The following is a 21,039-nucleotide window of genomic DNA, read 5'->3' on the forward strand; positions in this document are numbered from 1 at the left end:
GCACAAGCGCCCGCGCTGCCTCCCTTTTCCCTCTGATGGCAACCTTTCGTTATGAATGCACAACTGACCGAAATCATGCGCCTTATCACCAACCTGATCCGCACCGGCACCGTGACCGAAGTGGACCGGAAAAACTGGCTGTGCCGGGTGAGAGTGGGCGAGCTTGAAACCAACTGGATTAACTGGCTGACGCTGCGTGCAGGTGGTGCCCGTACATGGTGGTGTCCGTCGCCGGATGAGCAGGTGGTGCTGCTGAGTATGGGCGGCAATCTGGAAACCGCTTTTGTGCTGCCCGCCATCTACTCCAATCAGTTTGCGCCGCCCTCAGATTCCGTGGACGGTTGCGTGACGGAGTACCCGGACGGGGGCTGGTTTGAGTATGAACCCGCCACCGGGCGGTGGCATGTCCGGGGCATCAAATCCATGGTGATAGAGGCGGCGGACAATATCACTCTCAAAACCGGTGAGTTTGTGGTGGAGGCTGACACCACGCGCATTAACAGCGAGATGGTGATCAATGGCGGCGTCACCCAGGGCGGCGCCGCGATGAGTTCCAACGGGATCGTGGTGGATAAACACGGTCACACCGGCGTGAAGTCCGGCGGCGATACGTCAGGAGGCCCGGTATGACGCTGTATATCGGCATGAGCCAGGGCAACGGCAAGGCCATTACTGATACTGACCATCTGCGCCAGTCAGTGCGGGATATTCTGCTGACCCCACAGGGCAGCCGGATTGCCCGTCGGGAATATGGTTCCCTGCTGTCCGCCCTGATTGACCAGCCGCAGAATCCGGCGCTACGCCTGCAGGTCATGTCTGCGGTCTATGTGGCCCTGAGTCGCTGGGAGCCACGGATTACGCTGGATTCCATCACCATCAGCAGCAATTTTGACGGCTCCATGGTGGTTGAGCTTACCGGGCAGCGCAGCAATGGCGCGCCGGTTTCCCTTTCGGTATCTACAGGAGCAGACAATGGCAGTGATTGACCTTTCCCAGCTGCCCGCGCCGCAGATAGTGGACGTGCCGGATTTTGAGACGCTGCTGGCTGAACGCAAGGCCGCTTTTGTGGCCCTTTATCCGACTGATGAGCAGGACGCGGTGCGGCGCACGCTGGCACTGGAATCTGAACCCGTCACCAAGCTGCTGCAGGAAAGCACCTACCGCGAAATCCTGCTGCGCCAGCGTATTAACGAGGCCGCGCAGGCGGTTATGGTGGCGTATGCCATCGGCGGCGATCTCGATCAGCTGGCTGCCAACTACAACGTGAAACGCCTGACGGTAACGCCTGCCGACAACGACGCGGTGCCGCCGGTCGCGGCAGTAATGGAAAGCGATGATGCGCTGCGCCTGCGTGTTCCAGCTGCGTTTGAGGGATTGTCCGTTGCGGGACCGACGGCGGCCTATGAGTTTCACGCCAAAAGCGCGGACGGGCGCGTGGCAGATGCCAGCGCAACCAGCCCGGCACCGGCGGAGGTGGTGCTTACCGTTCTGAGCCGTGAGGGTGACGGTGCGGCAGAGGCTGATCTGCTGGCGGTGGTGGAGCAGGCGCTTAACAGCGAGAACGTGCGTCCGGTGGCAGACCGCCTGACGGTGCGTAGCGCCGAAATAATCCCGTACAGCGTGGATGCAAAGATTTTTCTTTATCCGGGGCCGGAAGCTGAGCCGGTGATGGCGGCGGCAAAAGCCAGCCTGCAGAAGTACATCGCCAGTCAGACGCGGCTGGGACGTGATATCCGTCGCAGCGCGATTTATGCCGCGCTGCACGTTGAGGGCGTCCAGCGTGTGGAGCTGGCCTCCCCGTTGGATGATGTGGTGCTGGATAAGACGCAGGCAGCGTCCTGCACGGAATGGAGCGTAATCAACGGGGGCACAGATGAATAGCCTGCTTCCGCCCGGCTCATCGCCACTTGAGCGCCGACTGGCGCAGACCTGCAGCGGTATTTCCGATTTGCAGGTGCCGCTGCGCGATTTGTGGAATCCGGCAACATGTCCGGTCAGCTTTCTGCCGTATCTGGCGTGGGCGTTTTCCGTTGACCGCTGGGACGAGAGTTGGACGGAGAGCGTCAAGCGCCGTGTGGTGCAGGATGCTTTCTATATCCATCAGCACAAGGGGACAACCAGCGCCGTGCGGCGCGTGGTGGAGCCGTTTGGTTTTCTGATCCGCATCATTGAGTGGTGGCAGACCGGCGAGACGCCGGGGACGTTTCGTCTGGACATTGGCGTGCAGGACCAGGGCATCACGGAAGAAACCTATCTGGAGCTGGAGCGCCTGATCGGTGACGCCAAACCGTGCAGCCGCCATCTGATCGGCATGTCCATCAACCTGCAGACCAGCGGCCCCTATTTTGTGGGGGCAGCCACCTACACCGGCGAAGAAATCACGATCTACCCGTATATCAACGAAACCATTATTTCCGGCGGCACCGCTTACGAGGGCGGAGCGGTCCATGTTATTGACACAATGAGAGTGAATCCATGAGCGCAAAATTTTATACACTGCTGACGGATATCGGCGCGGCGAAACTGGCAAGCGCTGCCGCGCTCGGTGTCCCGTTGAAAATTACCCAGATGGCTGTAGGTGACGGTGGCGGCGTGCTGCCGACGCCAAGCGCGCAGCAGACAGCGCTGGTTGCTGAAAAGCGCCGTGCGGCATTAAATATGCTGTATATCGATCCGCAGAACAGCAGCCAGATTATTGCTGAACAGGTTATCCCCGAAACTGAGGGCGGTTGGTGGATTCGTGAGGTTGGTTTATTCGACGAAACCGGCGCACTGATTGCCGTTGGTAACTGCCCGGAGAGCTACAAGCCGCAGTTGGCAGAAGGGAGCGGGCGCACGCAGACCGTGCGCATGGTGCTGATTACCAGTAGTACCGATAATATCACCCTGAAAATTGATCCGTCAGTGGTGCTGGCAACCCGCAAGTATGTGGATGATAAGGTGCTGGAGTTGAAGGTGTATGTGGATGATCTGATGGCGGCGCATATTGCTGCAGCCGATCCTCATACGCAATATGCAAAAAAAGAAAGTCCAGTACTGACGGGGACGCCGAAAGCACCAACCGCACCGGCAGGAACCAATACCACACAAATTGCCAACACAGCGTTTGTGCAGGCCGTGGTAACGGAGTTAAACAATGCGTTGGCGCTGAAAGCTCCACTGGCAAGCCCGGCTCTGACCGGAACACCAACGGCACCCACTGCTGCACAGTCAGTCAACAATACGCAGGTTGCCACCACGGCATTTGTTAAATCAGCCATCGCGGCGCTGGTTGCATCATCTCCTGCAGCACTGGACACGCTGAATGAGCTGGCGGCTGCGCTGGGAAATGATCCTAACTTTGCTACGACCATGACAAACGCGCTGGCAGGTAAGCAACCGCTGGATAACACGCTTACTGCATTATCAGGAAAATCTGTCGCGGCTCTTCTCGAATACCTTGGTTTGGGAACAGCGGCAAAACTTCCATCTCCTACGTTTACCACCGGTACTGGCTATACGCTGTTTAAGTCGCCTTATTATGATGGAGCAAAGGTACGCTGGTTCGCTACTTTGTCTATGAACGTCACACCTCCTGCACTGACCAATAATCAGACTTTCTCTGTGACGTTCCCTGTTGCGTTCTCAAGTGATGTGAAAGCTGTTTTATCCAGCGCTATTGGTGAGTTGACAACTACTGCCGTAACACAGGATTTAGGCTGCGGCATACAGTCATTGAGCACTACCGGCATGGTTATTCTGTCCGTCTGGGGGGCGCGAGCCGTATCAGATGGTGATTTTCAATTTATTGTGACGGGGATTATGAATGCCTAAATATTTTACAGCAGGAACAACGCCGCCGGGGTTTTATGGGACCCGGCCAGAAATTGAGAGTGTAGAGGTTACTGATGAATTGTGGCAGGAACTGCTGGCTGAACAGTTTGCAGGTAAGCAAATCATTGCAGGTGCAGACGGGATACCAACAGTTGCTGATTTCCCGCCTGTACCTGAAGCTACTACACATCCGGTTGAGTAGGCCATACCGGTGCTGTTGTATCAACACGCATCAACAGCACCCGGTATTTTTTCCATTCTGATAATTCTGAGGTTTCTTTATCCGTTGCAATCTCTGTATCAACCGCATCCTGCCGCCAGGATATTTCGGAGTCAGCCATAATCCTTAGCTGTTGCTTTTGCTGCTCAGCAACTGAGATTCGTTCTTCCTGCGTGGGTGCAGGAATATCAACCCAGGCGGGTTTACCATCAGCAGCACCGAGCATTTTCCCTGACGGCGGCGGGCTTTTAAACTCATCATATTCAGCGGCGCTGATTTCAACTGCATCAGCAGGCCATGTCCCCGATGCAACAAAATTTTCTTTTAACTCTGCTGCATAGAAGCCGCAGGTTGTGGGCGAAAAAAAAGTCATAGTGTTATCCTCAGAAACTACCAGCCGATAGCCAGTGCATTAATCGCTGCCGTGGAGGCGTAGTAACCGCAGCCCAGCTCAACAGACGTTAACGTCGGGTCTTTTGCGGAGCATGTAGGCGATGCTGACGGGCTGTAAGTATTCCCGCGCGCCATCGTCGGGAATACCCCAAGGCAGGCATTCGGAAATGCAGTTGGAAAGGTCCACGTTTTTTTTGCCATCACAGTTGATGTCGCGGCGTCAAAGGTAATAACTCCGCTCCACTGGATTAAAAACTCACGGCGAACACCACTTATGATCAGTGGAAAAATGACGAACCCACTCGCTCCCAGCGAGCCGGAAGTGACACCTGCCAGTTTCAAATCTCCCAAACCAACCTTTCAAAGAATTTAAATGCGCTGCTAACCATCATTTTTTGTCAATATCAATTGTGCTATTCACCACACATAGCCCACTACGTGCGCCGCGTGCATATCAACCAGAACATAGGCATACCCCCTGTAAACCGGAGAGACTGCCTTATGGCTCAGGATTACCACCACGGGGTGCGCGTTGTTGAAGTCAACGAGGGCACCCGATCCATTACCACAGTGAGCACCGCCATCGTGGGCATGGTCTGCACCGGCGATGATGCTGATGCTTCCATGTTTCCCCTCAATAAGCCGGTCCTGCTGACCGATGTGCTGACTGCCAGCGGTAAAGCGGGCGAGTCCGGCACGCTGGCCCGTTCGCTGGATGCGATTGCAGACCAGGCTAAACCCGTGACCGTCGTTGTGCGCGTAGCACAGGGTGAAACCGAAGCGGAAACAACCTCCAACATTATCGGCGGCGTAACTGCTGACGGTAAAAAAACGGGTATGAAAGCGCTGCTTTCGGCGCAGTCGCAGCTGGGCGTCAAGCCGCGCATTCTCGGCGTGCCGGGGCATGACACGCAGGCGGTTGCCACTGAGCTGCTGAGCGTGGCGCAGAGCCTGCGCGGGTTTGCCTACCTGTCCGCCTATGGCTGCAAAACGGTGGAAGAAGCAATTGCCTACCGTGACAATTTCAGCCAGCGCGAGGGGATGCTGATCTGGCCTGATTTCATCAGTTTTGACACCGTGCTGAACGCTGACGCAACGGCTTACGCCTCAGCCCGTGCGCTTGGCCTGCGTGCCAAAATTGACGAACAGACCGGCTGGCACAAATCCCTGTCCAACGTTGGCGTGAACGGCGTCACCGGCATTTCTGCTGATGTGTTCTGGGATTTGCAGGACCCGGCAACCGATGCGGGGCTGCTGAACCAGAACGATGTCACCACGCTGATCCGCAAAGACGGTTTCCGCTTCTGGGGTTCCCGTTGCCTCAGTGACGATCCTCTGTTTGCCTTTGAAAACTACACCCGCACCGCGCAGGTACTGGCTGACACCATCGCAGAAGCGCATATGTGGGCGGTGGATGGCGTGCTTAACCCGTCGCTGGCCCGCGACATTATCGAAGGTATTCGCGCCAAACTGCGTAACCTGAAAACGCAGGGCTACATCATCGGCGCCGACTGCTGGCTGGATGAGTCTGTAAACGATAAAGATTCCCTGAAAGCCGGGAAGCTCACTATCGATTACGACTATACGCCGGTACCGCCTCTGGAAAACCTGATGCTGCGCCAGCGCATCACCGATCAGTATCTGCTGGATTTCTCCAGCCAGGTCAGCGCGTAAGGGGACAAAATGGCTTTACCACGCAAGTTAAAACACCTGAACCTGTTTAACGACGGGAATAACTATCAGGGGATTGTTGAGTCCCTGACCCTGCCTAAATTCGGCCGCAAGTTTGAAAAGTATCGCGGCGGCGGTATGCCCGGTTCGGCTGATGTAGATCTGGGGCTGGATGATGGCGCGCTGGACACGGAATTTTCAATCGGTGGCACCGAACTGCTGTTATTCAAGCAGATGGGTAAAGCCACCGTTGACGGCATCCAGCTGCGTTTCACCGGCTCCATTCAGCGTGATGATACCGGCGAAGTGCAGGCCGTTGAGCTGGTTGTGCGCGGGCGACATAAAGAAGTCGATTCCGGCGAATGGAAAACCGGCGAGAGCAACACCACAAAAGTCAGCAGCACCAACAGCTACGCGAAGCTGACCATTAACGGCGAGGTGCTCTATGAGGTTGATGTGATCAACATGATTGAAATCGTTGACGGCGTGGACCTGATGGAAGAACACCGCAACGCCCTGGGCCTCTGATCTACTTTAAAGGCGCGGGCAGCCGCGCCAGTACCTTATAAACAGGAAATGACAATGAGCGAACAACTGACTGAAAAAACCGTACAGCTGGACACCCCAATCAAACGCGGTAAAACCGAAATTGCCGAAATTGTGCTGCGCAAGCCGCAGTCCGGCGCGCTGCGTGGCACCCGTCTGCAGGCGATCATGGATATGGACGTCGGCGCGATGATGACGATTATTCCCCGCATCTCCACGCCCGCGCTGACCGCTCAGGAAATGGCTGAAATGGACCCCGCAGATCTCACCGCGCTGTCGGTTGAGGTGGTCACTTTTTTGTTGAAGAAATCGGTGCTTGCCGGTTTGCCGACAGCCTGACGGTAGAAGACCTGGTGGCTGATATCGCCACCATTTTTCACTGGCCGCCGTCCGTCACTGACGTTATGCCGCTGACCGAAGTGCTGGAGTGGCGGCATAAAGCGATTCAGAGAAGCGGGGCCAGCGATGAGTGACACTAACCTGCGTTTGCAGGTAATTCTAAATGCGGTTGATAAACTCACCCGCCCATTCCGATCAGCGCAGGCCAGTTCTAAAGAGCTGGCTACCGCCATTCAGCAAAGCCGCGCAAGATTAAAAGAACTGGACGCCCAGGCGGGCCGTATTGACGGTTTCCGCAAGGCAAGCGCGCAGCTGGCCGTCACCGGCAACAGTCTTAAAGCCGCACGCGAAGAAGCGGCGAAGCTTGCCACGCAGTTCTCGGCCACTAACCGGCCGACGGCGGCGCAGGCGCGTCTGCTGGAGCAGGCAAAAAACCGCGTTAACGAGCTGCAGAGCAAATACAACGGCCTGCGTCAGTCGGTGCAGCGTCAGCGTCTTGCGCTCAATGAGGCCGGGCTGGACACCAAAAAGCTGAGCAGTGCGCAGCGGGAGCTGCGGCAGAATGCCGACGAAACCCGGCAGGCGCTGGACCGACAGCAGAAATCCCTTAAACGCCTGGGTGAGCAGCAGGCCCGTATGAACGCCGTCCGCGATCAGTATTCGCGGCGTCTTGAGGTGCGGGATCGTATCGCGGGCGCGGGAGCAACGACTACTGCCGCCGGGCTGGCGATGGGCGCGCCGGTGATGGCAGCCGTTAAAAGCTATGCCAGCATGGAAGATGCGATGAAAGGCGTGGCAAAGCAGGTTAACGGGCTGCGGGACGACAACGGCAACCGCACAAAACAGTTTTACGACATGCAGGATGCCATCAAGGCCGCCAGTGAACAGCTGCCGATGGAGAATGGCGCCATTGACTATGCCGCGCTGGTTGAAGGTGGCGCCCGCATGGGCGTGACAAACCAGAACGATTCTTACGAAGACCAGAAGCGTGACCTGCTGGCCTTTGCATCCACTGCAGCAAAAGCCGCAACGGCATTCGAGCTGCCCGCTGATGAGCTGGCGGAGGGGCTGGGGAAAATCGCGCAGCTGTATAAAGTGCCGACCCGAAATATTGAACAGCTTGGCGATGCCCTGAACTACCTGGACGATAACGCCATGTCTAAGGGCGGTGATATCATCAATGTGCTGCAGCGCATGGGGGGCGTGGCTGACCGGCTTGATTTCCGAAAGGCGGCCGCGCTGGGTTCCACCTTCCTGTCTCTGGGGGCCGCGCCTGAAATTGCCGCCAGCGCATCAAATGCGATGGTGCGCGAACTGTCGATTGCAACCATGCAGAGCAAGCGGTTCATGGAAGGTATGGATCTGCTGAAACTCAATCCTGAAGAGATTGAAAAGCAGATGACAAAGGACGCAATGGGGACCATTCAGCGCGTGCTGGAGAAGGTCAACAAGCTGCCGCAGGATAAGCGCCTGTCCGCCATGACGATGATATTTGGTAAGGAGTTTGGCGACGATGCGGCGAAGCTTGCAAACAACCTGCCGGAGCTGCAGCGACAGCTGAAACTCACCTCAGGCACTGAGGCTAACGGCTCCATGCAGAAAGAATCCGATATCAATAAGGATTCACTTTCCGCGCAGTGGTTGCTTGTTAAAACGGGCGCGCAGAACGCTTTCAGTAGCCTGGGTGAAACCCTGCGCCAGCCGCTGATGGATATCATGGGGTACGTCAAAAACGTTACCGGGGCACTGCGTCGATGGGTTGAGGCTAACCCGCAGCTGGCGGGCACGCTGATGAAAGTAGCTGCAGCCACAGCTGCGATCACCGTTGTGCTCGGCACGCTGGCGGTGGCCGTGGCTGGCGTTCTGGGGCCGCTGGCGGTGATCCGTTTTGGCCTGTCCGTGTTGGGTGTAAAAACACTCCCCTCCGTTATGTCTGCAGTGACCCGCACCGGCGGCGCGCTGTCCTGGCTGGCAAATGCGCCGCTTTCCCTGTTGCGCCGTGGCCTGGCGGCATCCGGCAGCAGCACCGGATTGCTGGCGTCTCCCCTTAACTCCCTGCGCCGTTCTGCCGGGCTGGCTGGCAATGCGCTGAAAGCGCTGGCCGGTGCGCCGCTTGCTGTCCTTCGAGGCGGAATGTCTGGTATTCGCAACATTATCGGCATGGTAATGAATCCGCTGGCCGCGTTGCGCGGGGGATTATCCGCAGCCGGTGGCGTGCTGCGTTTTCTGGCGTCCGGCCCGCTGGCCCTCCTTCGCGTTGCGCTGTACGGGATTTCTGGATTGCTGGGCGCCCTGCTTAGTCCGATAGGGCTGGTTGTGGCGGCGCTGGCTGGCGTGGCGCTGGTTGTCTGGAAATACTGGCAGCCGATTAGCGCATTTTTGGGTGGTGTGGTGGAGGGGTTCAAAGCCGCTGCTGCACCGATCAGTGCTGCCTTTGAGCCATTGCGGCCTGTTTTTCAGTGGATTGGCGACAAGGTGCAGGCTTTGTGGGGGTGGTTCACTGATTTGCTTACGCCGGTTAAATCCACTTCCGAAGAACTGAACAGCGCAGCTGCAATGGGCCGCAGGTTTGGTGAGGCACTGGCGGAAGGTCTGAATATGGTGATGCACCCGCTTGAGTCTCTCAAGTCAGGCGTGTCGTGGTTGCTGGAAAAACTTGGCATCGTCAGTAAGGAAGCGGCAAAAGCAAAACTACCTGAACAGGTTACACGACAGCAGCCTGCTACGGTGAACAGTGACGGTAAGGTGGTGTTGCCACCTGGCGGATTTCCGTCGATGGGGTTTGCAGGCATGTATGACAGCGGTGGCACAATCCCGCGAGGTCAGTTTGGCATCGTTGGGGAGAACGGCCCCGAAATAGTGAACGGTCCCGCAAATGTCACCGGTCGAAAACGCACTGCTGAGCTGGCAAGGATGGCGGCAACGCTCAATCCTTCACAAGCGGAACCAGCCAGCGCTAAACGGCGTCCTGAAAGCAGGATTATTTTGCCGCCTGATAGCGTGAATGGCCCAGCAAACCTTCCTGTAAACAATCGTGCTACTGAACTGACGAAACTGGCGGCAAAGGTAAGCCCCTCTCACGATGTAACATCCAGCCGGGAGCAACGGGCTGAAAGCCGGTTAATGTTGCTGTCTGAAATCGCTAACGCCCCGGTAAAAGTTCCGAGTAGAGATCGCTCTGTTGAGCTTGCTGGTATCGCTGCAGCCGTCATGCCGACACAGGCCGTTACGGAAATCACGGCGAAAAGGGCTGATCCGGAGACTTTAAGTCAGAAGGTTCTGGCTTCCGTCATAGCTGGCGTAATGGGCGTAGCGGCAGCACCTGTGGAGGCTGCTCCACTGCATCCGTACAGCCTACCGGCAATGGCATACAAACAAAGTCAACCTGCGAAATCTGCCAGTGTACCGCCAGTGATCCGTTATGAGATTAACGCGCCCATTCATATTACTGCCCAGCCTGGGCAGAGTGCGCAGGATATTGCCCGCGAAGTCGCGCGGCAGCTTGACGAGCGCGAACGCAAAGCCAGGGCTAAAGCGCGGAGTAATTTCAGTGATCAAGGGGGATATGAATCATGATGATGGTGCTGGGGTTATATGTCTTCATGCTGCGTACAGTGCCGTATCAGGAGCTGCAGTATCAGCGAAGCTGGCGACACGCAGCCAACAGCCGGGTGAACCGGCGACCATCAACGCAGTTTCTTGGCCCGGATAACGACTCGCTGACATTATCCGGCGTACTGCTGCCGGAAGTCACCGGCGGCAGGCTGTCATTGCTCGCGCTGGAGCAAATGGCAGAGCTGGGCAAAGCATGGCCCCTGATTGAGGGTAGCGGGACCATTTACGGCATGTTTGTGATCGAGAGCCTGAGCCAGACCAAAACGGAATTTTTTGAAAGCGGGATGCCGCGCCGTATTGAGTTTACCCTGACCCTGAAAAGGGTTGATGAGTCACTGTCTGATATGTTCGGCAGTCTCAGCGATCAGCTCAGTAACCTGCAGGACTCTGCAACGTCTGCGATAGGTAATATTAAAAATACGGTTGGAGGATTGCTGCAGTGAATTTTAGCTCTGATCTTTTTGACCTGAACAGCAGAAGTCCGGCTTTCAGTATCACTATTGAAGGTAAGGACGTGACCGCCGCGCTGGATGCGCGCCTGATGAGTCTGACGCTGACCGATAACCGGGGTTTTGAGGCTGACCAGCTTGATCTGGAGCTGGATGATGCTGATGGGCTGATCATCCTGCCGCGACGTGGTGCGGTTATTGAGCTGGCGCTGGGGTGGAAGGGCCAGCCGCTTTTCCCAAAAGGGGCATTTACGGTGGATGAAATTGAGCATAGCGGTGCTCCTGATCGTCTGACTATCCGTGCCCGTAGCGCTGATTTCCGTGAAACCCTCAATAACCGGCGCGAAAAGTCATGGCACCAGACAACTGTTGGCGATGTGGTAAAGGAAATCGCTGCACGGCATAACCTCAAAATGGCGTTGAGTAAAGACCTGACGGAAAAGGAACTGGATCACATGGACCAGACCAATGAAAGCGATGCCAGTTTCCTGATGAAGCTGGCGCGCCAGTATGGGGCGATTGCTTCCGTTAAGGATGGAAACCTGCTGTTTATCAGGCAGGGGCAGGGAAGAACGGCGAGCGGAAAGCTGTTGCCGGTTATCACCATTGAACGTAAAGCCGGTGACGGTCATCGTTTTACCCTGGCTGATCGTGGTGCTTATACCGGTGTAATTGCCAGCTGGCTGCATACCCGCGAACCCAAGAAAAAAGAAACAACTAAGGTTAAGCGCCGCCGGAAGAAAACCACCGCGCCAAAAGAGCCGGAAGCAAAACAGGGTGATTATCTGGTGGGAACGGACGAAAACGTGCTGGTTCTTAATCGCACTTATGCCAACCGCAGCAATGCTGAGCGTGCGGCAAAAATGCAATGGGAGCGTCTGCAGCGCGGTGTTGCGTCATTCTCCCTGCAGCTCGCAGAGGGTAGGGCAGATCTCTATACGGAAATGCCGGTGAAAGTGAGTGGCTTTAAGCAACCTATTGACGATGCAGAATGGACCATCACAACCCTTACGCATTCGGTCAGCAAGGATAATGGTTTTACAACCAGTCTGGAGCTTGAAGTAAAAATTGATGATTTGGAAATGGAATAAATAAGTTCTCAATATTGATTCTTTGTGTATCATTATTGAGATTTTAATGGTGGCGGAGAATAAAAAATGATGAATTGCCCAAAGTGTGGACATGCGGCGCACACCAGGAGCAGCTTTCAGGTTACTGATAGCACGAAGGAACGTTACTGCCAGTGCCAGAACATTAATTGCGGCAGCACATTTGTCACCCATGAAACGGTAGTGAGGTTTATCGTTACGCCGACAATAATTAATAATGCCCCGCCACACCCTACGCCAGGTGGTCAAGGGCACATGAATTTTTAAATCAAGAACCTGCTGCGGCAGGTTTTTTATGCGTCGGGAATTTCACCCGTTTCTATAAAATGCACAAAACTTTCCTCATCAATGACGATCGTTCCCTTCATACGTGCAGCATTTACTTTGGAAGGGCCAGCATTGTATCCACAACAAAGCATCTGCAGATTCTGAGTAACTGAACTTCTTACGGTCAGGCTGTTCGCCTCGGCAACTTCAATCAAACGCTCTTTATCTGACTTTTTGAAACCTGTAAAGCAGACATCAAAAGTGAGGGTTTTAGGCTTAATTACTTTGGTTAAATGCAGATAGTTCTCAGGGAGGAAAGATTGGCAGGACAGTTGAGCTTCATCTGCTGAAGAGAATTCCTGAAGGATTCTATCCTTACGAAACGTCCGAATCGAATGAGCTGATTGGCATATCCCCTGAATGTGGCTATCGCTATGGCTAACATTACTTATCGAGTGTGCACCAATGCGTGCATTAGCATTGATGTAAACAAAATGCATTTCTTCCATGTGAATCACCTTTATTACATAAACGGCTACAGACGTTGATGAACGGTGGGCAAAGTGGCTGCCGCCATTTTGCCGCCACCACCAAAGAAAAAGGGGCTACGTTTTCACGTAACCCCTTGTTTTATTTGGTGGAGCTGGCGGGAGTTGAACCCGCGTCCGAAATTTCTACATCCTCGGTACTACATGCTTAGTTTGTCTTTACATTCGCACGCCAGCTGCGGACAGACACGCCACTAACGAACTAGCCTGATTAGTTTTAACGCTTCAACCCCAGGCAGGGCTTCCACGCGATCTCTTTTGGGTTTGACCTCTCTTTGATCCCCGTCTTAAGAGCGGAAGCTAGGGAGAGAGGGCTCAGAGCAGGTTATTAAGCTGCTAAAGCGTAGTTTTCGTCGTTTGCGACTATTTTTTTGCGGCTTTTAACGAGGCAAACCGCCCCTCGGCATGCACCTTGGGTTTCGCAAATCCCGTCGAATCCAGAATCAGCCCCAATAGTGTTGAACTGAGTATACCAGATTTCAGTTCCTGGATACCAGCCCGGAACGCTAACTTATTGAATTGTACAATAAGTGTGCAGAATCAACGCCCTGCGTTTTTCATGATGCGCGCTTTATCAAGCTGCCACTCGCGCTCTTTCAGGTCAGTACGTTTGTCGTGCTGCTTTTTCCCCTTTGCGACGCCAACCTTCACCTTGCACCAGGCGTTTTTCCAGTACAGCGACAGGGCGACCACGGTGAAACCTTCGCGGTTGATGCGTCCGTAGAGAGATTCCAGCTCACGCTTGTTTAGCAGCAGCTTACGGGTGCGCGTTGGGTCACACACGTAATGTGACGAGGCGACGGTCAGCGGCGTAAAGTTCGCACCGAACAGGAAAGCTTCGCCATCTTTCAGGATCACGTAGCTGTCGCCGATATTAGCTTTCCCGGCGCGCAGCGATTTTACTTCCCAGCCCTGCAACGCAAGGCCAGCTTCGAATTCTTCTTCAATGAAATACTCGTGGCGCGCACGCTTGTTGAGCGCAATGGTCGCCGAGCCTGGTTTATGTGCTTTTTTCTTCGTCATAAGTGTCGTAAAGCCGTCGGTAATCTGATTTCAAAAAGTCACCTCATTGCGTCCTGTGAGGTCTAACGCGCTATCTTAGCACGAGATGAGGCTTAGCGTTTTTTTAACAGGTGATAAATGTTATTATTTGTCCGTTGTGTGACCATGGAAAATGCTATGCCTCAGATTAGCCGTACTGCGCTTGTGCCTTACAGCGCGGAACAGATGTATCAGTTAGTGAACGATGTTCAGTCTTATCCAGAATTTATTCCGGGGTGTACCGGAAGCCGCGTTCTGGAGTCTGGCCCGACGCAGATGACCGCGGCGGTGGATGTCTCCAAAGCGGGGATCAGCAAGACGTTCACCACCCGCAATACGCTGACCAGCAATCAGAGTATTTTGATGCATCTGGTCGATGGTCCGTTTAAAACGCTGATGGGGGGCTGGAAGTTTACCCCACTGAGCGCGGACGCCTGCCGTATTGAGTTCCATCTGGACTTTGAGTTTACCAATAAGCTGATTGAGCTGGCGTTTGGCCGCATCTTTAAAGAGCTGGCCTCGAATATGGTTCAGGCGTTCACGACCCGCGCCAAAGAGGTTTACAGTGTCGCATAAGATTGCTGTGGAAGTGGTGTACGCGCTGCCAGAGAAACAGTATTTGCAGCGCGTGACGCTGAACGAGGGCGCGACCGTAGAAGCGGCTATCCGCGCGTCCGGCATCCTCGAGCTTCGCAGTGATATCGACCTGGCGAAAAATAAGGTCGGTATTTACAGCCGTCCGGTGAAGCTGGGTGACGTGCTGAAAGAGGGCGATCGGGTGGAGATTTATCGTCCGTTGATTGCCGACCCGAAAGAGCTGCGTCGCCAGCGTGCCGAGAAGGCGAGTAAGTAGTGCTTTCTCCCCCGGTGGCGCTGCGCTTACCGGGGCTACGACTCTGCGTAAGAATTCAGATACAAAAAAGGTGCTCATTGAGCACCTTTTTGCATTTCTGACGCCTGATTATTTGGTCAGGGCAGGTTTGTTGTCTATGTTGGTCAACACACCGGCGCTGCTGAAAGTCAGCGTCAGGGTCTGCTGGGTCACATCTTCGTGGCCTGGCTGCTGACGGAATACATAGAACCAGGTGTTAGTGCCGAACGGATCGGACATCATCGGGGTTCCCAGTGCATAAGCGACCTGCTGTTGTGTCATCCCCACACGGATTTTGGACACATCGTTAGGGGTAAGGTAGTTCCCCTGGTTGATGTCAGGACGGTAAACCACTTTCTCCAGAGTGGAACAGCCTGCGGTCAACATCAGAAGAACCGCTGCGGCAGCGGTCAGCATTTTACAACGCATAGTGATTTGATTCCTTTTCGGGCCCGAGCAGAACGCGGCTCATATGTAATATGCCGATGATAATAGACCTTGCCCCACTTTGAAACCGGTCTGGCGGCGTTTTTGTTGTTCTCTATGACCCTGAGATCCCGAAAAAGTTTATGCCGCCAGCAGTTCTTTCGCGTTCGCGAGCGTATTACGCGTGACTTCACTGCCGCCGAGCAGGCGTGCCAGCTCCTGCAGACGTGCACGTTTATCGAGCGGCATCATGTGCGTTTCCGTCATTTCGCCATCGGTTTCTTTGCTGACAATAAAGTGATGATGACCACAGCCCGCAACCTGCGGCAGGTGAGTGACGCACATCACCTGCGTTGATTCGCCTAACTGACGCAGCAGTTTGCCGACAACCGCCGCCGTTGGACCGCTGATCCCGACATCCACCTCATCGAAAATCAGCGCCGGGGTTTCCATTTTACGCGCGGTAATAACCTGAATCGCCAGCGCAATACGCGACAGCTCGCCGCCGGAGGCGACTTTGGAGATTGCCTGTAGCGGTTGGCCCGGGTTGGTGGTGACACGGAACTCAATGCGATCCGCACCTTCCGCCGTCAGGTGATGCTCTTCAAAGCGAACATCAATGGTGAATACGCCGTGCGGCATTGCCAGCGTATGCATGCTGTCGGTGATGTGCTGGCTGAGTTCCTGAGCGTAATGCTGACGGATTTCATGCAGCTTTTGCGCTGTGGCCAGCGCCTGTTCATGATGCAGGTTCACCGCCAGAGAAAGGGTTTCATGCGAGTCAGCCTGATCGTCAAGCTGCTGCTGCTCTTCCAGCAGAGCCTGATAGTAGCCCGGCAGCTCTTCCGGCGTAACATGGTGCTTACGCGCCAGGGCGATCTGACGGGAGATGCGCTGTTCCAGTTCAAACAGACGGTTCGGGTCGAGATCCAGACGCTCACAGTAGTGGCGCAGTTCGTCACTGGCTTCTGAGATTTGAATCGCGGCCTCTTCCAGCATATCAAGTACGCCAGAGAGTTTGCTGTCCATGCCTGCCAGCTCGGTGATCAGCTGACGAACGCTATAGAGCTGGCTCTGCAGGTTCGCGTCTTCGCCATCAGCGAGCATATTGAGCGCATTCTGGCTGGTTGAGAGCAGGTGGCCACTGTTGGCGAGGCGCTTGTACTCCTCGTCGATTTGCTCAAACTCACCCGCCTGCGGATTGAATTCGTTCAGCTCCTTAAGCTGGTACGCCAGCAGCTCCGCACGCGCGGCGCGCTCCTGGCTTTGCTGCTGATGCTGAGCCAGCTCCCGGCAGCTCTGATGCCACAGACGGTAGTGTTCAGCCATGAGCTGAGTAAGTGCGTACTCACCCGCATAGCCATCAAGCAATGCTTTCTGCTGTTCTGGTTTGACTAACTGCTGATGCGCGTGCTGACCGTGGATCTGAATAAGCAGCTGGCCGAGTTCGCGAAGCTGAGAGAGGGGGACCGCCGTGCCGTTGATAAAACCACGGGAACGGCCGTCGCTGCTGATCACGCGGCGAAGTAAACACTCACACCCATCTTCAAGCTGGTTCTGTTCGAGCCAGCGCTGGGCGGCAGGCGTGTCTTTCAGGGAGAAGCGGGCGCACAGGTCGGCGCGGTTTGCGCCCCTGCGCACCATGTCTCCCTCGGCGCGGCCGCCAAGGCACAAGCCGAGGGCATCAATGGCAATGGATTTACCCGCACCGGTTTCCCCGGTGATCGCCGTCATGCCGCTGTGGAAATCGATCTCAAGCTCACGAACTATGGCAAAGTTGCTGATGGTCAGTTGTGCCAGCATAATTGTTTTCCTGTATGAAAAACCATGACTGTGTTTTCATACAGTATAAACTGGTTTTTTATACAGTAAAGTCCTGGATGTAAAATCAGAACAATTTTTTTGACCAGCCGAGCTTCGAGCTTAATGTGTTGAAATAGCTGTAATCTTTCGGGTGAATCAGGTTCAGGTGGTAATCGCATCGGCGAATGAGGACATCTTCACCTTCCTGGATCGGCAGCGCAATCTGGCTGTCGCAACTGATCTCCAGGTCGTTACGGCGGTGCGAGAAGCGCAGACGTATCGTGCTGTCACCGTTGATGACCAACGGGCGGGCGGAGAGCGTGTGCGGGAACATCGGCACCAGGGTAATGGCATCCAGCGAGGGCGTCAGAATGGGGCCACCCGCAGAAAGTGAGTAGGCGGTTGAGCCGGTTGGAGTGGAGATAATCAGCCCGTCAGAGCGCTGCGAGAAGGCAAAGATTTCGTCGATATAGACTTCGAACTCAATCATATGCGCCACTTTACCGGGGTGTAGTACGACCTCGTTAATCGCGGTGCTGATGCGCTTCTGGCAGTCCTGCTGGCACACCTGCGCTTCCAGTAAGAAGCGCTTTTCGCTGATATAGTGACCTTCCAGCACGTCAGCCAGTTGCTGTTGCGCGTTGTCCGGGTCGAGATCGGTTAAAAAGCCGAGATTGCCTCGGTTGATGCCGATAACCTTGATATCATAGCGCGCCAGCGTGCGTGCGGCACCGAGCATGTTTCCGTCACCGCCCACCACCACGGCGAGATCGGCCTGTTGACCAATCTCTGCCAGGGTGCCGGTTTTGACGCTCTTGAGCTGCAGCTCCTGCGCAATCTGCTGCTCGACCATCACTTCATAGCCTTTGCTACACAACCAGCGATACAACATTTCATGTGTCGTCAATGCGGTAGGGTGACGCGGATGCCCGACGATCCCAATACACCTGAAATGATTATTCATTTTCTGGAGGTCCTTGTGCCTGATGAATGATGACAATCTCTCTTGTTCCCTTGAATCCAGGAAACTGATCCCCATAATAAGCGAAGTTAGCGAGATGAATGCAGAAAAACGCGGAGAAATTCATGAGTAGTAAAGAACAGAAAACGCCTGAGGGGCAAGCCCCTGAAGAAATTATCACGGAACAGCACGATGAAGTTGAGGCAGTAGAGCCAGACGCATCTGCTGAGCAGGTGGACCCGCGCGATGAAAAAATTGCGAATCTGGAAGCCCAACTGGTAGAAGCACAGAATCGCGAACGCGAAAGTGTTCTGCGCATTAAGGCGGAAATGGAAAACCTGCGTCGTCGTACCGAGCAGGACGTTGAGAAGGCGCATAAATTCGCGCTGGAGAAATTCGTCAACGAACTGCTGCCGGTGATTGATAGCCTCGATCGCGCCCTGGAAGTGGCTGATAAAGCGAACCCGGACAATGCGGCGATGATCGAAGGTATCGAACTGACGCTGAAATCCATGCTCGACGTGGTGCGTAAGTTTGGCGTGGAAGTGATTGCCGATACCAACGTTCCGCTGGATCCAAACGTCCACCAGGCGATTGCGATGGTCGAATCTGAAGAGATTGAAGCCGGTAAAGTGCTGGGCGTGATGCAGAAAGGTTATACCCTGAACGGCCGTACCATTCGCGCTGCGATGGTGACCGTGGCGAAAGCGAAAGCGTAATTTGCTACCTGTAGTGCCGGGTGGCGGCGTTCGCCTTACCCGGCCTACATTTTATTCGGCAATACTCTCCCGAAGCGGCGTGACGGGCAGAACCTTCACCTGCTTAATCATATTGTCCTGCACGTCCAGGATATCAATATCGTACTGCTCAATGCGCACCCGCGTGCCTGCCGCCGGGATCTCCTCCAGCGCTTCCAGAATCATCCCGTTAATCGTACGCGCTTCATCTTCCGGCAAATGCCAGTTAAAGGCTTTATTGAGTTCGCGAATGTTCGCGCTCCCGTCAATCAGCACTGAACCGTCGTTTTGCGGGGTGACCTCTTCCGCGAGAGAAGGCGACATTGACGTAGTAAAGTCGCCGACTATCTCTTCCAGAATATCTTCGACCGTCACCAGTCCCTGAATGTCGCCGTATTCATTGACGACCAGGCCGACTTTTTTCTTGTTGCGCTGGAATTTAACCAGCTGCGTGCTGAGCGGTGTTCCTTCCGGCACATAGTAAATTTCGTCGGCGGCGCGCAGCATAACCTCTTTGGTGAACTCTTTTTTCTCGGTCATCAGACGATACGCTTCACGCACGCGCAGCATGCTGATGGCGTCATCCAGCGAGTCGCGATAGAGCACGATGCGCCCGTGCGGGGAGTGCGTCAGCTGGCGGATGATGGCTTTCCAGTCATCGTTGATGTCGATACCGACGATTTCGTTCCGCGGCACCATGATGTCGTTCACGCTCACTTTTTCCAGATCCAGCACCGACAGGAGCATGTCCTGATTGCGCCGGGAAATCTGCGTGCGGGATTCGTGCACGATGGTGCGCAGTTCCTCTTTGCTGAGCGCGCTGCTGATGGTGACATCGGCTTTGATGCCCACCATCCGCATCAGTACGCGCGTCACCATATTCAGCAACCAGACCAGCGGCATCATCAGGATTTGCAGCGGCGCCAGCAGGAAGCTGCTCGGGTAGGCGACTTTCTCCGGGTAAAGCGCGGCGATGGTCTTAGGCAGCACTTCAGCAAACACCAGTACCACAAACGTCAGCACGCCGGTGGCGATAGCGACCCCGGCGTTGCCGTACAGGCGCATACCGACGATGGTGCCCAGAGCTGAGGCAAGAATATTGACGAGGTTGTTACCGATGAGCACCAGGCTTATCAGTTGATCCGGCTTGCGGAGCAGTTTTTCAACGCGACGTGCGGCACGGTTACCCTGTTTGGCACGATGACGTAACCGGTAGCGGTTTAGGGTCATCATGCCGGTTTCCGAGCCGGAGAAATAGGCGGAGATGACCACCATGACGATCAGGATAACGATCAGCGTGGTGGTAGAGATGTGTTCCAGGGGGAACTCCTTTGTTTCTTAGCCAGCAAATTGCTGTATGAAGCGGCTGCCAAAATAGGCAAGGGTGAGAATGCCCGCCCCCGCGACGTTGAACCAGACCACGCGGCGACCGCGCCAGCCTTCATGATAATGGCCCCATAACAGGACAATATAGACAAACCACGCGATGATGGAGAGCACCGCTTTATCGATATTCTCCACGCTGAACAGGTTCTTCATGTAGAACAGGCCTGTGCAGAGCGTGAGCGTCAGCAGCACCACCCCGACCTGGGTGATGTGGAACATCTTACGCTCAATGACCATCAGCGGCGGCATTTCATGGTTAAACGCCAGCTTTTTGTTTTTCAACTGGTAGTCAATCCAGGCGAGCTGCATGGCGTAAAGCGCCGCGATGATCAACGTCGCGTAGGCAAACAGCGACAGGCCGATATGCACCAGCATCCCCGGGGTCGCTTCCAGATGCGTAATGAATTCATTGGGCATAAAGGTGGCTAAGGCCAGATTGATCAGCGCGAAGGTATAGACAATCGGTAGCAGCAGCCAGCCGCGATTTTTAGACGCCACGATGGTCATTACCGTACAGATCATCAAACTGACCAGCGAGCCGACGTTGAGGACGCTCAGGTTTTGCACGCTGCCGTCGCCGGGGATGATACGTGATTCCAGCGCAAACGCGTGGCTTATCAGTGCGATCACCGCGGAAAGAATAGCCATGCGCCGCCAGCCGCTGTTTTTTTGCAGCAGTCCGGGAACGATCAGCGCGAGGCTGACAGAGTAGGCAACAAGGGCGATCAGTGCGAAAACAGGCATATAGGCATCGACAGTTGTCTTAATAAGAAAGAGAAGCAGTATAACGTTACGTGACGCCTGCTCCAACCGTTGCATAACAACAAAGACGCCTTCATGTTAT

At 55.0% G+C, this 21,039-nt stretch carries 25 protein-coding genes, 1 other RNA gene and 1 pseudogene; 17 read left to right on the forward strand and 10 right to left on the reverse strand.

The annotated features are described in order from the left end of the window. The first annotated feature begins 51 nt into the window (after window positions 1–51). The 6 genes from ACOTXR_RS21630 to ACOTXR_RS21655 are packed head-to-tail and all read left to right on the forward strand — an operon-like array spanning window position 52 to window position 4,015. Window positions 52–630, forward strand: coding sequence for a phage baseplate assembly protein V (locus ACOTXR_RS21630; RefSeq protein ID WP_421767107.1), 579 nt, complete (start codon window positions 52–54; stop codon window positions 628–630). Next, window positions 627–986 carry a GPW/gp25 family protein gene (locus ACOTXR_RS21635; RefSeq protein ID WP_421767108.1) on the forward strand — a complete coding sequence of 120 codons (360 nt, stop codon included), beginning with the start codon at window positions 627–629 and terminating at the stop codon, window positions 984–986. Before ACOTXR_RS21630 ends, ACOTXR_RS21635 begins: the two co-directional genes overlap by 4 nt. Further along, a complete protein-coding gene (locus tag ACOTXR_RS21640; RefSeq protein ID WP_421767109.1) occupies window positions 973–1,881 on the forward strand; it encodes a baseplate assembly protein in 909 nt (302 codons plus the stop codon). The genes ACOTXR_RS21635 and ACOTXR_RS21640 overlap by 14 nt, the downstream gene beginning before the upstream one ends. After that, entirely contained in the window at window positions 1,874–2,479 is a 606-nt protein-coding gene (locus ACOTXR_RS21645; RefSeq protein ID WP_058657795.1) for a phage tail protein I, read from the forward strand. The genes ACOTXR_RS21640 and ACOTXR_RS21645 overlap by 8 nt, the downstream gene beginning before the upstream one ends. Then, window positions 2,476–3,813 carry a phage tail protein gene (locus tag ACOTXR_RS21650; RefSeq protein ID WP_421767110.1) on the forward strand — a complete coding sequence of 446 codons (1,338 nt, stop codon included), beginning with the start codon at window positions 2,476–2,478 and terminating at the stop codon, window positions 3,811–3,813. Before ACOTXR_RS21645 ends, ACOTXR_RS21650 begins: the two co-directional genes overlap by 4 nt. Then, window positions 3,806–4,015 carry a hypothetical protein gene (locus tag ACOTXR_RS21655; RefSeq protein WP_421767111.1) on the forward strand — a complete coding sequence of 70 codons (210 nt, stop codon included), beginning with the start codon at window positions 3,806–3,808 and terminating at the stop codon, window positions 4,013–4,015. Before ACOTXR_RS21650 ends, ACOTXR_RS21655 begins: the two co-directional genes overlap by 8 nt. Here the strand turns inward: ACOTXR_RS21655 and ACOTXR_RS21660 are convergent. Both ACOTXR_RS21660 and ACOTXR_RS21665 read right to left on the reverse strand, forming a co-directional pair. Further along, the gene (locus ACOTXR_RS21660; RefSeq protein WP_222834681.1) at window positions 3,996–4,406 is read right to left on the reverse strand and encodes a tail fiber assembly protein; all 411 of its coding nucleotides are present in this window, start codon (window positions 4,404–4,406) and stop codon (window positions 3,996–3,998) included. The genes ACOTXR_RS21655 and ACOTXR_RS21660 overlap by 20 nt on opposite strands. 17 nt (window positions 4,407–4,423) lie before the next feature. Next, window positions 4,424–4,777 carry a gp53-like domain-containing protein gene (locus ACOTXR_RS21665; RefSeq protein WP_421767112.1) on the reverse strand — a complete coding sequence of 118 codons (354 nt, stop codon included), beginning with the start codon at window positions 4,775–4,777 and terminating at the stop codon, window positions 4,424–4,426. A gap of 150 nt (window positions 4,778–4,927) precedes the next feature. Here ACOTXR_RS21665 and ACOTXR_RS21670 point away from each other — a divergent pair, with 150 nt between their 5' ends. The 8 genes and pseudogenes from ACOTXR_RS21670 to ACOTXR_RS21705 all read left to right on the forward strand — a co-directional run bounded on the left by ACOTXR_RS21670 (window position 4,928) and on the right by ACOTXR_RS21705 (window position 12,422). After that, window positions 4,928–6,100, forward strand: a complete 1,173-nt coding sequence (locus ACOTXR_RS21670; RefSeq protein ID WP_222834679.1) for a phage tail sheath protein — start codon at window positions 4,928–4,930, stop codon at window positions 6,098–6,100. A 9-nt stretch (window positions 6,101–6,109) separates the two neighbouring features. After that, the gene (locus ACOTXR_RS21675; protein ID WP_007848874.1) at window positions 6,110–6,625 is read left to right on the forward strand and encodes a phage major tail tube protein; all 516 of its coding nucleotides are present in this window, start codon (window positions 6,110–6,112) and stop codon (window positions 6,623–6,625) included. 54 nt (window positions 6,626–6,679) lie between these two features. Beyond that, the gene (locus tag ACOTXR_RS21680) at window positions 6,680–6,982 is read left to right on the forward strand and encodes a phage tail assembly protein (RefSeq protein ID WP_007848877.1); all 303 of its coding nucleotides are present in this window, start codon (window positions 6,680–6,682) and stop codon (window positions 6,980–6,982) included. A 14-nt stretch (window positions 6,983–6,996) separates the two neighbouring features. Next, the gene (locus tag ACOTXR_RS21685; protein WP_007848878.1) at window positions 6,997–7,116 is read left to right on the forward strand and encodes a GpE family phage tail protein; all 120 of its coding nucleotides are present in this window, start codon (window positions 6,997–6,999) and stop codon (window positions 7,114–7,116) included. Beyond that, window positions 7,109–9,883, forward strand: a pseudogene (locus ACOTXR_RS21690) (phage tail tape measure protein); the annotation flags it as partial. The gene ACOTXR_RS21685 and the pseudogene ACOTXR_RS21690, both read left to right, overlap by 8 nt. A gap of 671 nt (window positions 9,884–10,554) precedes the next feature. Then, window positions 10,555–11,040 (forward strand): phage tail protein, encoded by a 486-nt coding sequence (locus ACOTXR_RS21695; RefSeq protein WP_013098780.1) that lies wholly within the window; start codon window positions 10,555–10,557, stop codon window positions 11,038–11,040. Further along, the gene (locus ACOTXR_RS21700) at window positions 11,037–12,137 is read left to right on the forward strand and encodes a phage late control D family protein (protein ID WP_222834677.1); all 1,101 of its coding nucleotides are present in this window, start codon (window positions 11,037–11,039) and stop codon (window positions 12,135–12,137) included. Before ACOTXR_RS21695 ends, ACOTXR_RS21700 begins: the two co-directional genes overlap by 4 nt. A gap of 66 nt (window positions 12,138–12,203) precedes the next feature. After that, window positions 12,204–12,422, forward strand: coding sequence for an ogr/Delta-like zinc finger family protein (locus tag ACOTXR_RS21705; RefSeq protein ID WP_023184674.1), 219 nt, complete (start codon window positions 12,204–12,206; stop codon window positions 12,420–12,422). A 26-nt stretch (window positions 12,423–12,448) separates the two neighbouring features. Here the strand turns inward: ACOTXR_RS21705 and ACOTXR_RS21710 are convergent, their stop codons facing one another. The 3 genes from ACOTXR_RS21710 to smpB form a co-directional block, all read right to left on the reverse strand. Beyond that, the gene (locus ACOTXR_RS21710) at window positions 12,449–12,931 is read right to left on the reverse strand and encodes a hypothetical protein (RefSeq protein ID WP_032636594.1); all 483 of its coding nucleotides are present in this window, start codon (window positions 12,929–12,931) and stop codon (window positions 12,449–12,451) included. 126 nt (window positions 12,932–13,057) lie between these two features. Continuing rightward, window positions 13,058–13,421: a transfer-messenger RNA gene (gene ssrA, locus ACOTXR_RS21715) on the reverse strand. 89 nt (window positions 13,422–13,510) lie between these two features. Continuing rightward, window positions 13,511–13,993 (reverse strand): SsrA-binding protein SmpB, encoded by a 483-nt coding sequence (smpB, locus tag ACOTXR_RS21720; protein ID WP_008502505.1) that lies wholly within the window; start codon window positions 13,991–13,993, stop codon window positions 13,511–13,513. Between the two features lie 156 nt (window positions 13,994–14,149). On the opposite strand from smpB, the gene ACOTXR_RS21725 reads away from it, so the two are divergent. Beyond that, window positions 14,150–14,587, forward strand: a complete 438-nt coding sequence (locus ACOTXR_RS21725) for a type II toxin-antitoxin system RatA family toxin (RefSeq protein WP_014832955.1) — start codon at window positions 14,150–14,152, stop codon at window positions 14,585–14,587. After that, window positions 14,577–14,864, forward strand: a complete 288-nt coding sequence (locus tag ACOTXR_RS21730) for an RnfH family protein (protein ID WP_058690862.1) — start codon at window positions 14,577–14,579, stop codon at window positions 14,862–14,864. The genes ACOTXR_RS21725 and ACOTXR_RS21730 overlap by 11 nt, the downstream gene beginning before the upstream one ends. Window positions 14,865–14,972: 108 nt before the next feature. Here ACOTXR_RS21730 and bamE read toward each other — a convergent pair whose 3' ends face one another. The 3 genes from bamE to nadK all read right to left on the reverse strand — a co-directional run bounded on the left by bamE (window position 14,973) and on the right by nadK (window position 18,075). Then, the gene (bamE, locus tag ACOTXR_RS21735) at window positions 14,973–15,311 is read right to left on the reverse strand and encodes an outer membrane protein assembly factor BamE (protein WP_014884883.1); all 339 of its coding nucleotides are present in this window, start codon (window positions 15,309–15,311) and stop codon (window positions 14,973–14,975) included. 138 nt (window positions 15,312–15,449) lie between these two features. Continuing rightward, complete coding sequence (recN, locus tag ACOTXR_RS21740) at window positions 15,450–17,111, reverse strand: DNA repair protein RecN (protein ID WP_058690863.1); 1,662 nt, start codon at window positions 17,109–17,111, stop codon at window positions 15,450–15,452. 85 nt (window positions 17,112–17,196) lie between these two features. Further along, complete coding sequence (nadK, locus tag ACOTXR_RS21745) at window positions 17,197–18,075, reverse strand: NAD(+) kinase (RefSeq protein WP_008502500.1); 879 nt, start codon at window positions 18,073–18,075, stop codon at window positions 17,197–17,199. A gap of 122 nt (window positions 18,076–18,197) precedes the next feature. Between nadK and grpE the strand changes: the two genes are divergently transcribed. Next, window positions 18,198–18,791 (forward strand): nucleotide exchange factor GrpE, encoded by a 594-nt coding sequence (grpE, locus tag ACOTXR_RS21750; RefSeq protein WP_014884881.1) that lies wholly within the window; start codon window positions 18,198–18,200, stop codon window positions 18,789–18,791. Window positions 18,792–18,842: 51 nt separating this feature from the next. Here the strand turns inward: grpE and ACOTXR_RS21755 are convergent, their stop codons facing one another. Further along, window positions 18,843–20,129: an HlyC/CorC family transporter gene (locus tag ACOTXR_RS21755; RefSeq protein ID WP_058690864.1), complete on the reverse strand. Its 1,287-nt coding sequence runs from the start codon at window positions 20,127–20,129 to the stop codon at window positions 18,843–18,845. Between the two features lie 18 nt (window positions 20,130–20,147). Beyond that, on the reverse strand, window positions 20,148–20,939 hold the full coding sequence (locus tag ACOTXR_RS21760) for a cytochrome C assembly family protein (protein ID WP_014884879.1): 792 nt from the start codon (window positions 20,937–20,939) through the stop codon (window positions 20,148–20,150). Between the last annotated feature and the right edge of the window lie 100 nt (window positions 20,940–21,039).

Source organism: Enterobacter cloacae complex sp. IR53030 (genome assembly GCF_049238365.1).
In the GTDB taxonomy this organism is placed as follows: domain Bacteria; phylum Pseudomonadota; class Gammaproteobacteria; order Enterobacterales; family Enterobacteriaceae; genus Enterobacter; species Enterobacter kobei.

What these genes read in the sequence shown, in the direction of transcription:
- ACOTXR_RS21655 (WP_421767111.1), top strand. Translation starts at nt 3,806, where the DNA reads ATGCCTAAATATTTTACAGCAGGAACAACGCCGCCGGGGTTTTATGGG.
- ACOTXR_RS21710 (WP_032636594.1), bottom strand. Translation starts at nt 12,931, where the DNA reads ATGGAAGAAATGCATTTTGTTTACATCAATGCTAATGCACGCATTGGT.
- grpE (WP_014884881.1), top strand. Translation starts at nt 18,198, where the DNA reads ATGAGTAGTAAAGAACAGAAAACGCCTGAGGGGCAAGCCCCTGAAGAA.
- ACOTXR_RS21705 (WP_023184674.1), top strand. Translation starts at nt 12,204, where the DNA reads ATGATGAATTGCCCAAAGTGTGGACATGCGGCGCACACCAGGAGCAGC.
- ACOTXR_RS21640 (WP_421767109.1), top strand. Translation starts at nt 973, where the DNA reads ATGGCAGTGATTGACCTTTCCCAGCTGCCCGCGCCGCAGATAGTGGAC.
- ACOTXR_RS21725 (WP_014832955.1), top strand. Translation starts at nt 14,150, where the DNA reads ATGCCTCAGATTAGCCGTACTGCGCTTGTGCCTTACAGCGCGGAACAG.
- smpB (WP_008502505.1), bottom strand. Translation starts at nt 13,993, where the DNA reads ATGACGAAGAAAAAAGCACATAAACCAGGCTCGGCGACCATTGCGCTC.
- ACOTXR_RS21630 (WP_421767107.1), top strand. Translation starts at nt 52, where the DNA reads ATGAATGCACAACTGACCGAAATCATGCGCCTTATCACCAACCTGATC.
- ACOTXR_RS21645 (WP_058657795.1), top strand. Translation starts at nt 1,874, where the DNA reads ATGAATAGCCTGCTTCCGCCCGGCTCATCGCCACTTGAGCGCCGACTG.
- ACOTXR_RS21670 (WP_222834679.1), top strand. Translation starts at nt 4,928, where the DNA reads ATGGCTCAGGATTACCACCACGGGGTGCGCGTTGTTGAAGTCAACGAG.
- ACOTXR_RS21695 (WP_013098780.1), top strand. Translation starts at nt 10,555, where the DNA reads ATGATGATGGTGCTGGGGTTATATGTCTTCATGCTGCGTACAGTGCCG.
- ACOTXR_RS21650 (WP_421767110.1), top strand. Translation starts at nt 2,476, where the DNA reads ATGAGCGCAAAATTTTATACACTGCTGACGGATATCGGCGCGGCGAAA.
- nadK (WP_008502500.1), bottom strand. Translation starts at nt 18,075, where the DNA reads ATGAATAATCATTTCAGGTGTATTGGGATCGTCGGGCATCCGCGTCAC.
- ACOTXR_RS21635 (WP_421767108.1), top strand. Translation starts at nt 627, where the DNA reads ATGACGCTGTATATCGGCATGAGCCAGGGCAACGGCAAGGCCATTACT.
- ACOTXR_RS21660 (WP_222834681.1), bottom strand. Translation starts at nt 4,406, where the DNA reads ATGACTTTTTTTTCGCCCACAACCTGCGGCTTCTATGCAGCAGAGTTA.
- ACOTXR_RS21760 (WP_014884879.1), bottom strand. Translation starts at nt 20,939, where the DNA reads ATGCCTGTTTTCGCACTGATCGCCCTTGTTGCCTACTCTGTCAGCCTC.
- recN (WP_058690863.1), bottom strand. Translation starts at nt 17,111, where the DNA reads ATGCTGGCACAACTGACCATCAGCAACTTTGCCATAGTTCGTGAGCTT.
- bamE (WP_014884883.1), bottom strand. Translation starts at nt 15,311, where the DNA reads ATGCGTTGTAAAATGCTGACCGCTGCCGCAGCGGTTCTTCTGATGTTG.
- ACOTXR_RS21675 (WP_007848874.1), top strand. Translation starts at nt 6,110, where the DNA reads ATGGCTTTACCACGCAAGTTAAAACACCTGAACCTGTTTAACGACGGG.
- ACOTXR_RS21680 (WP_007848877.1), top strand. Translation starts at nt 6,680, where the DNA reads ATGAGCGAACAACTGACTGAAAAAACCGTACAGCTGGACACCCCAATC.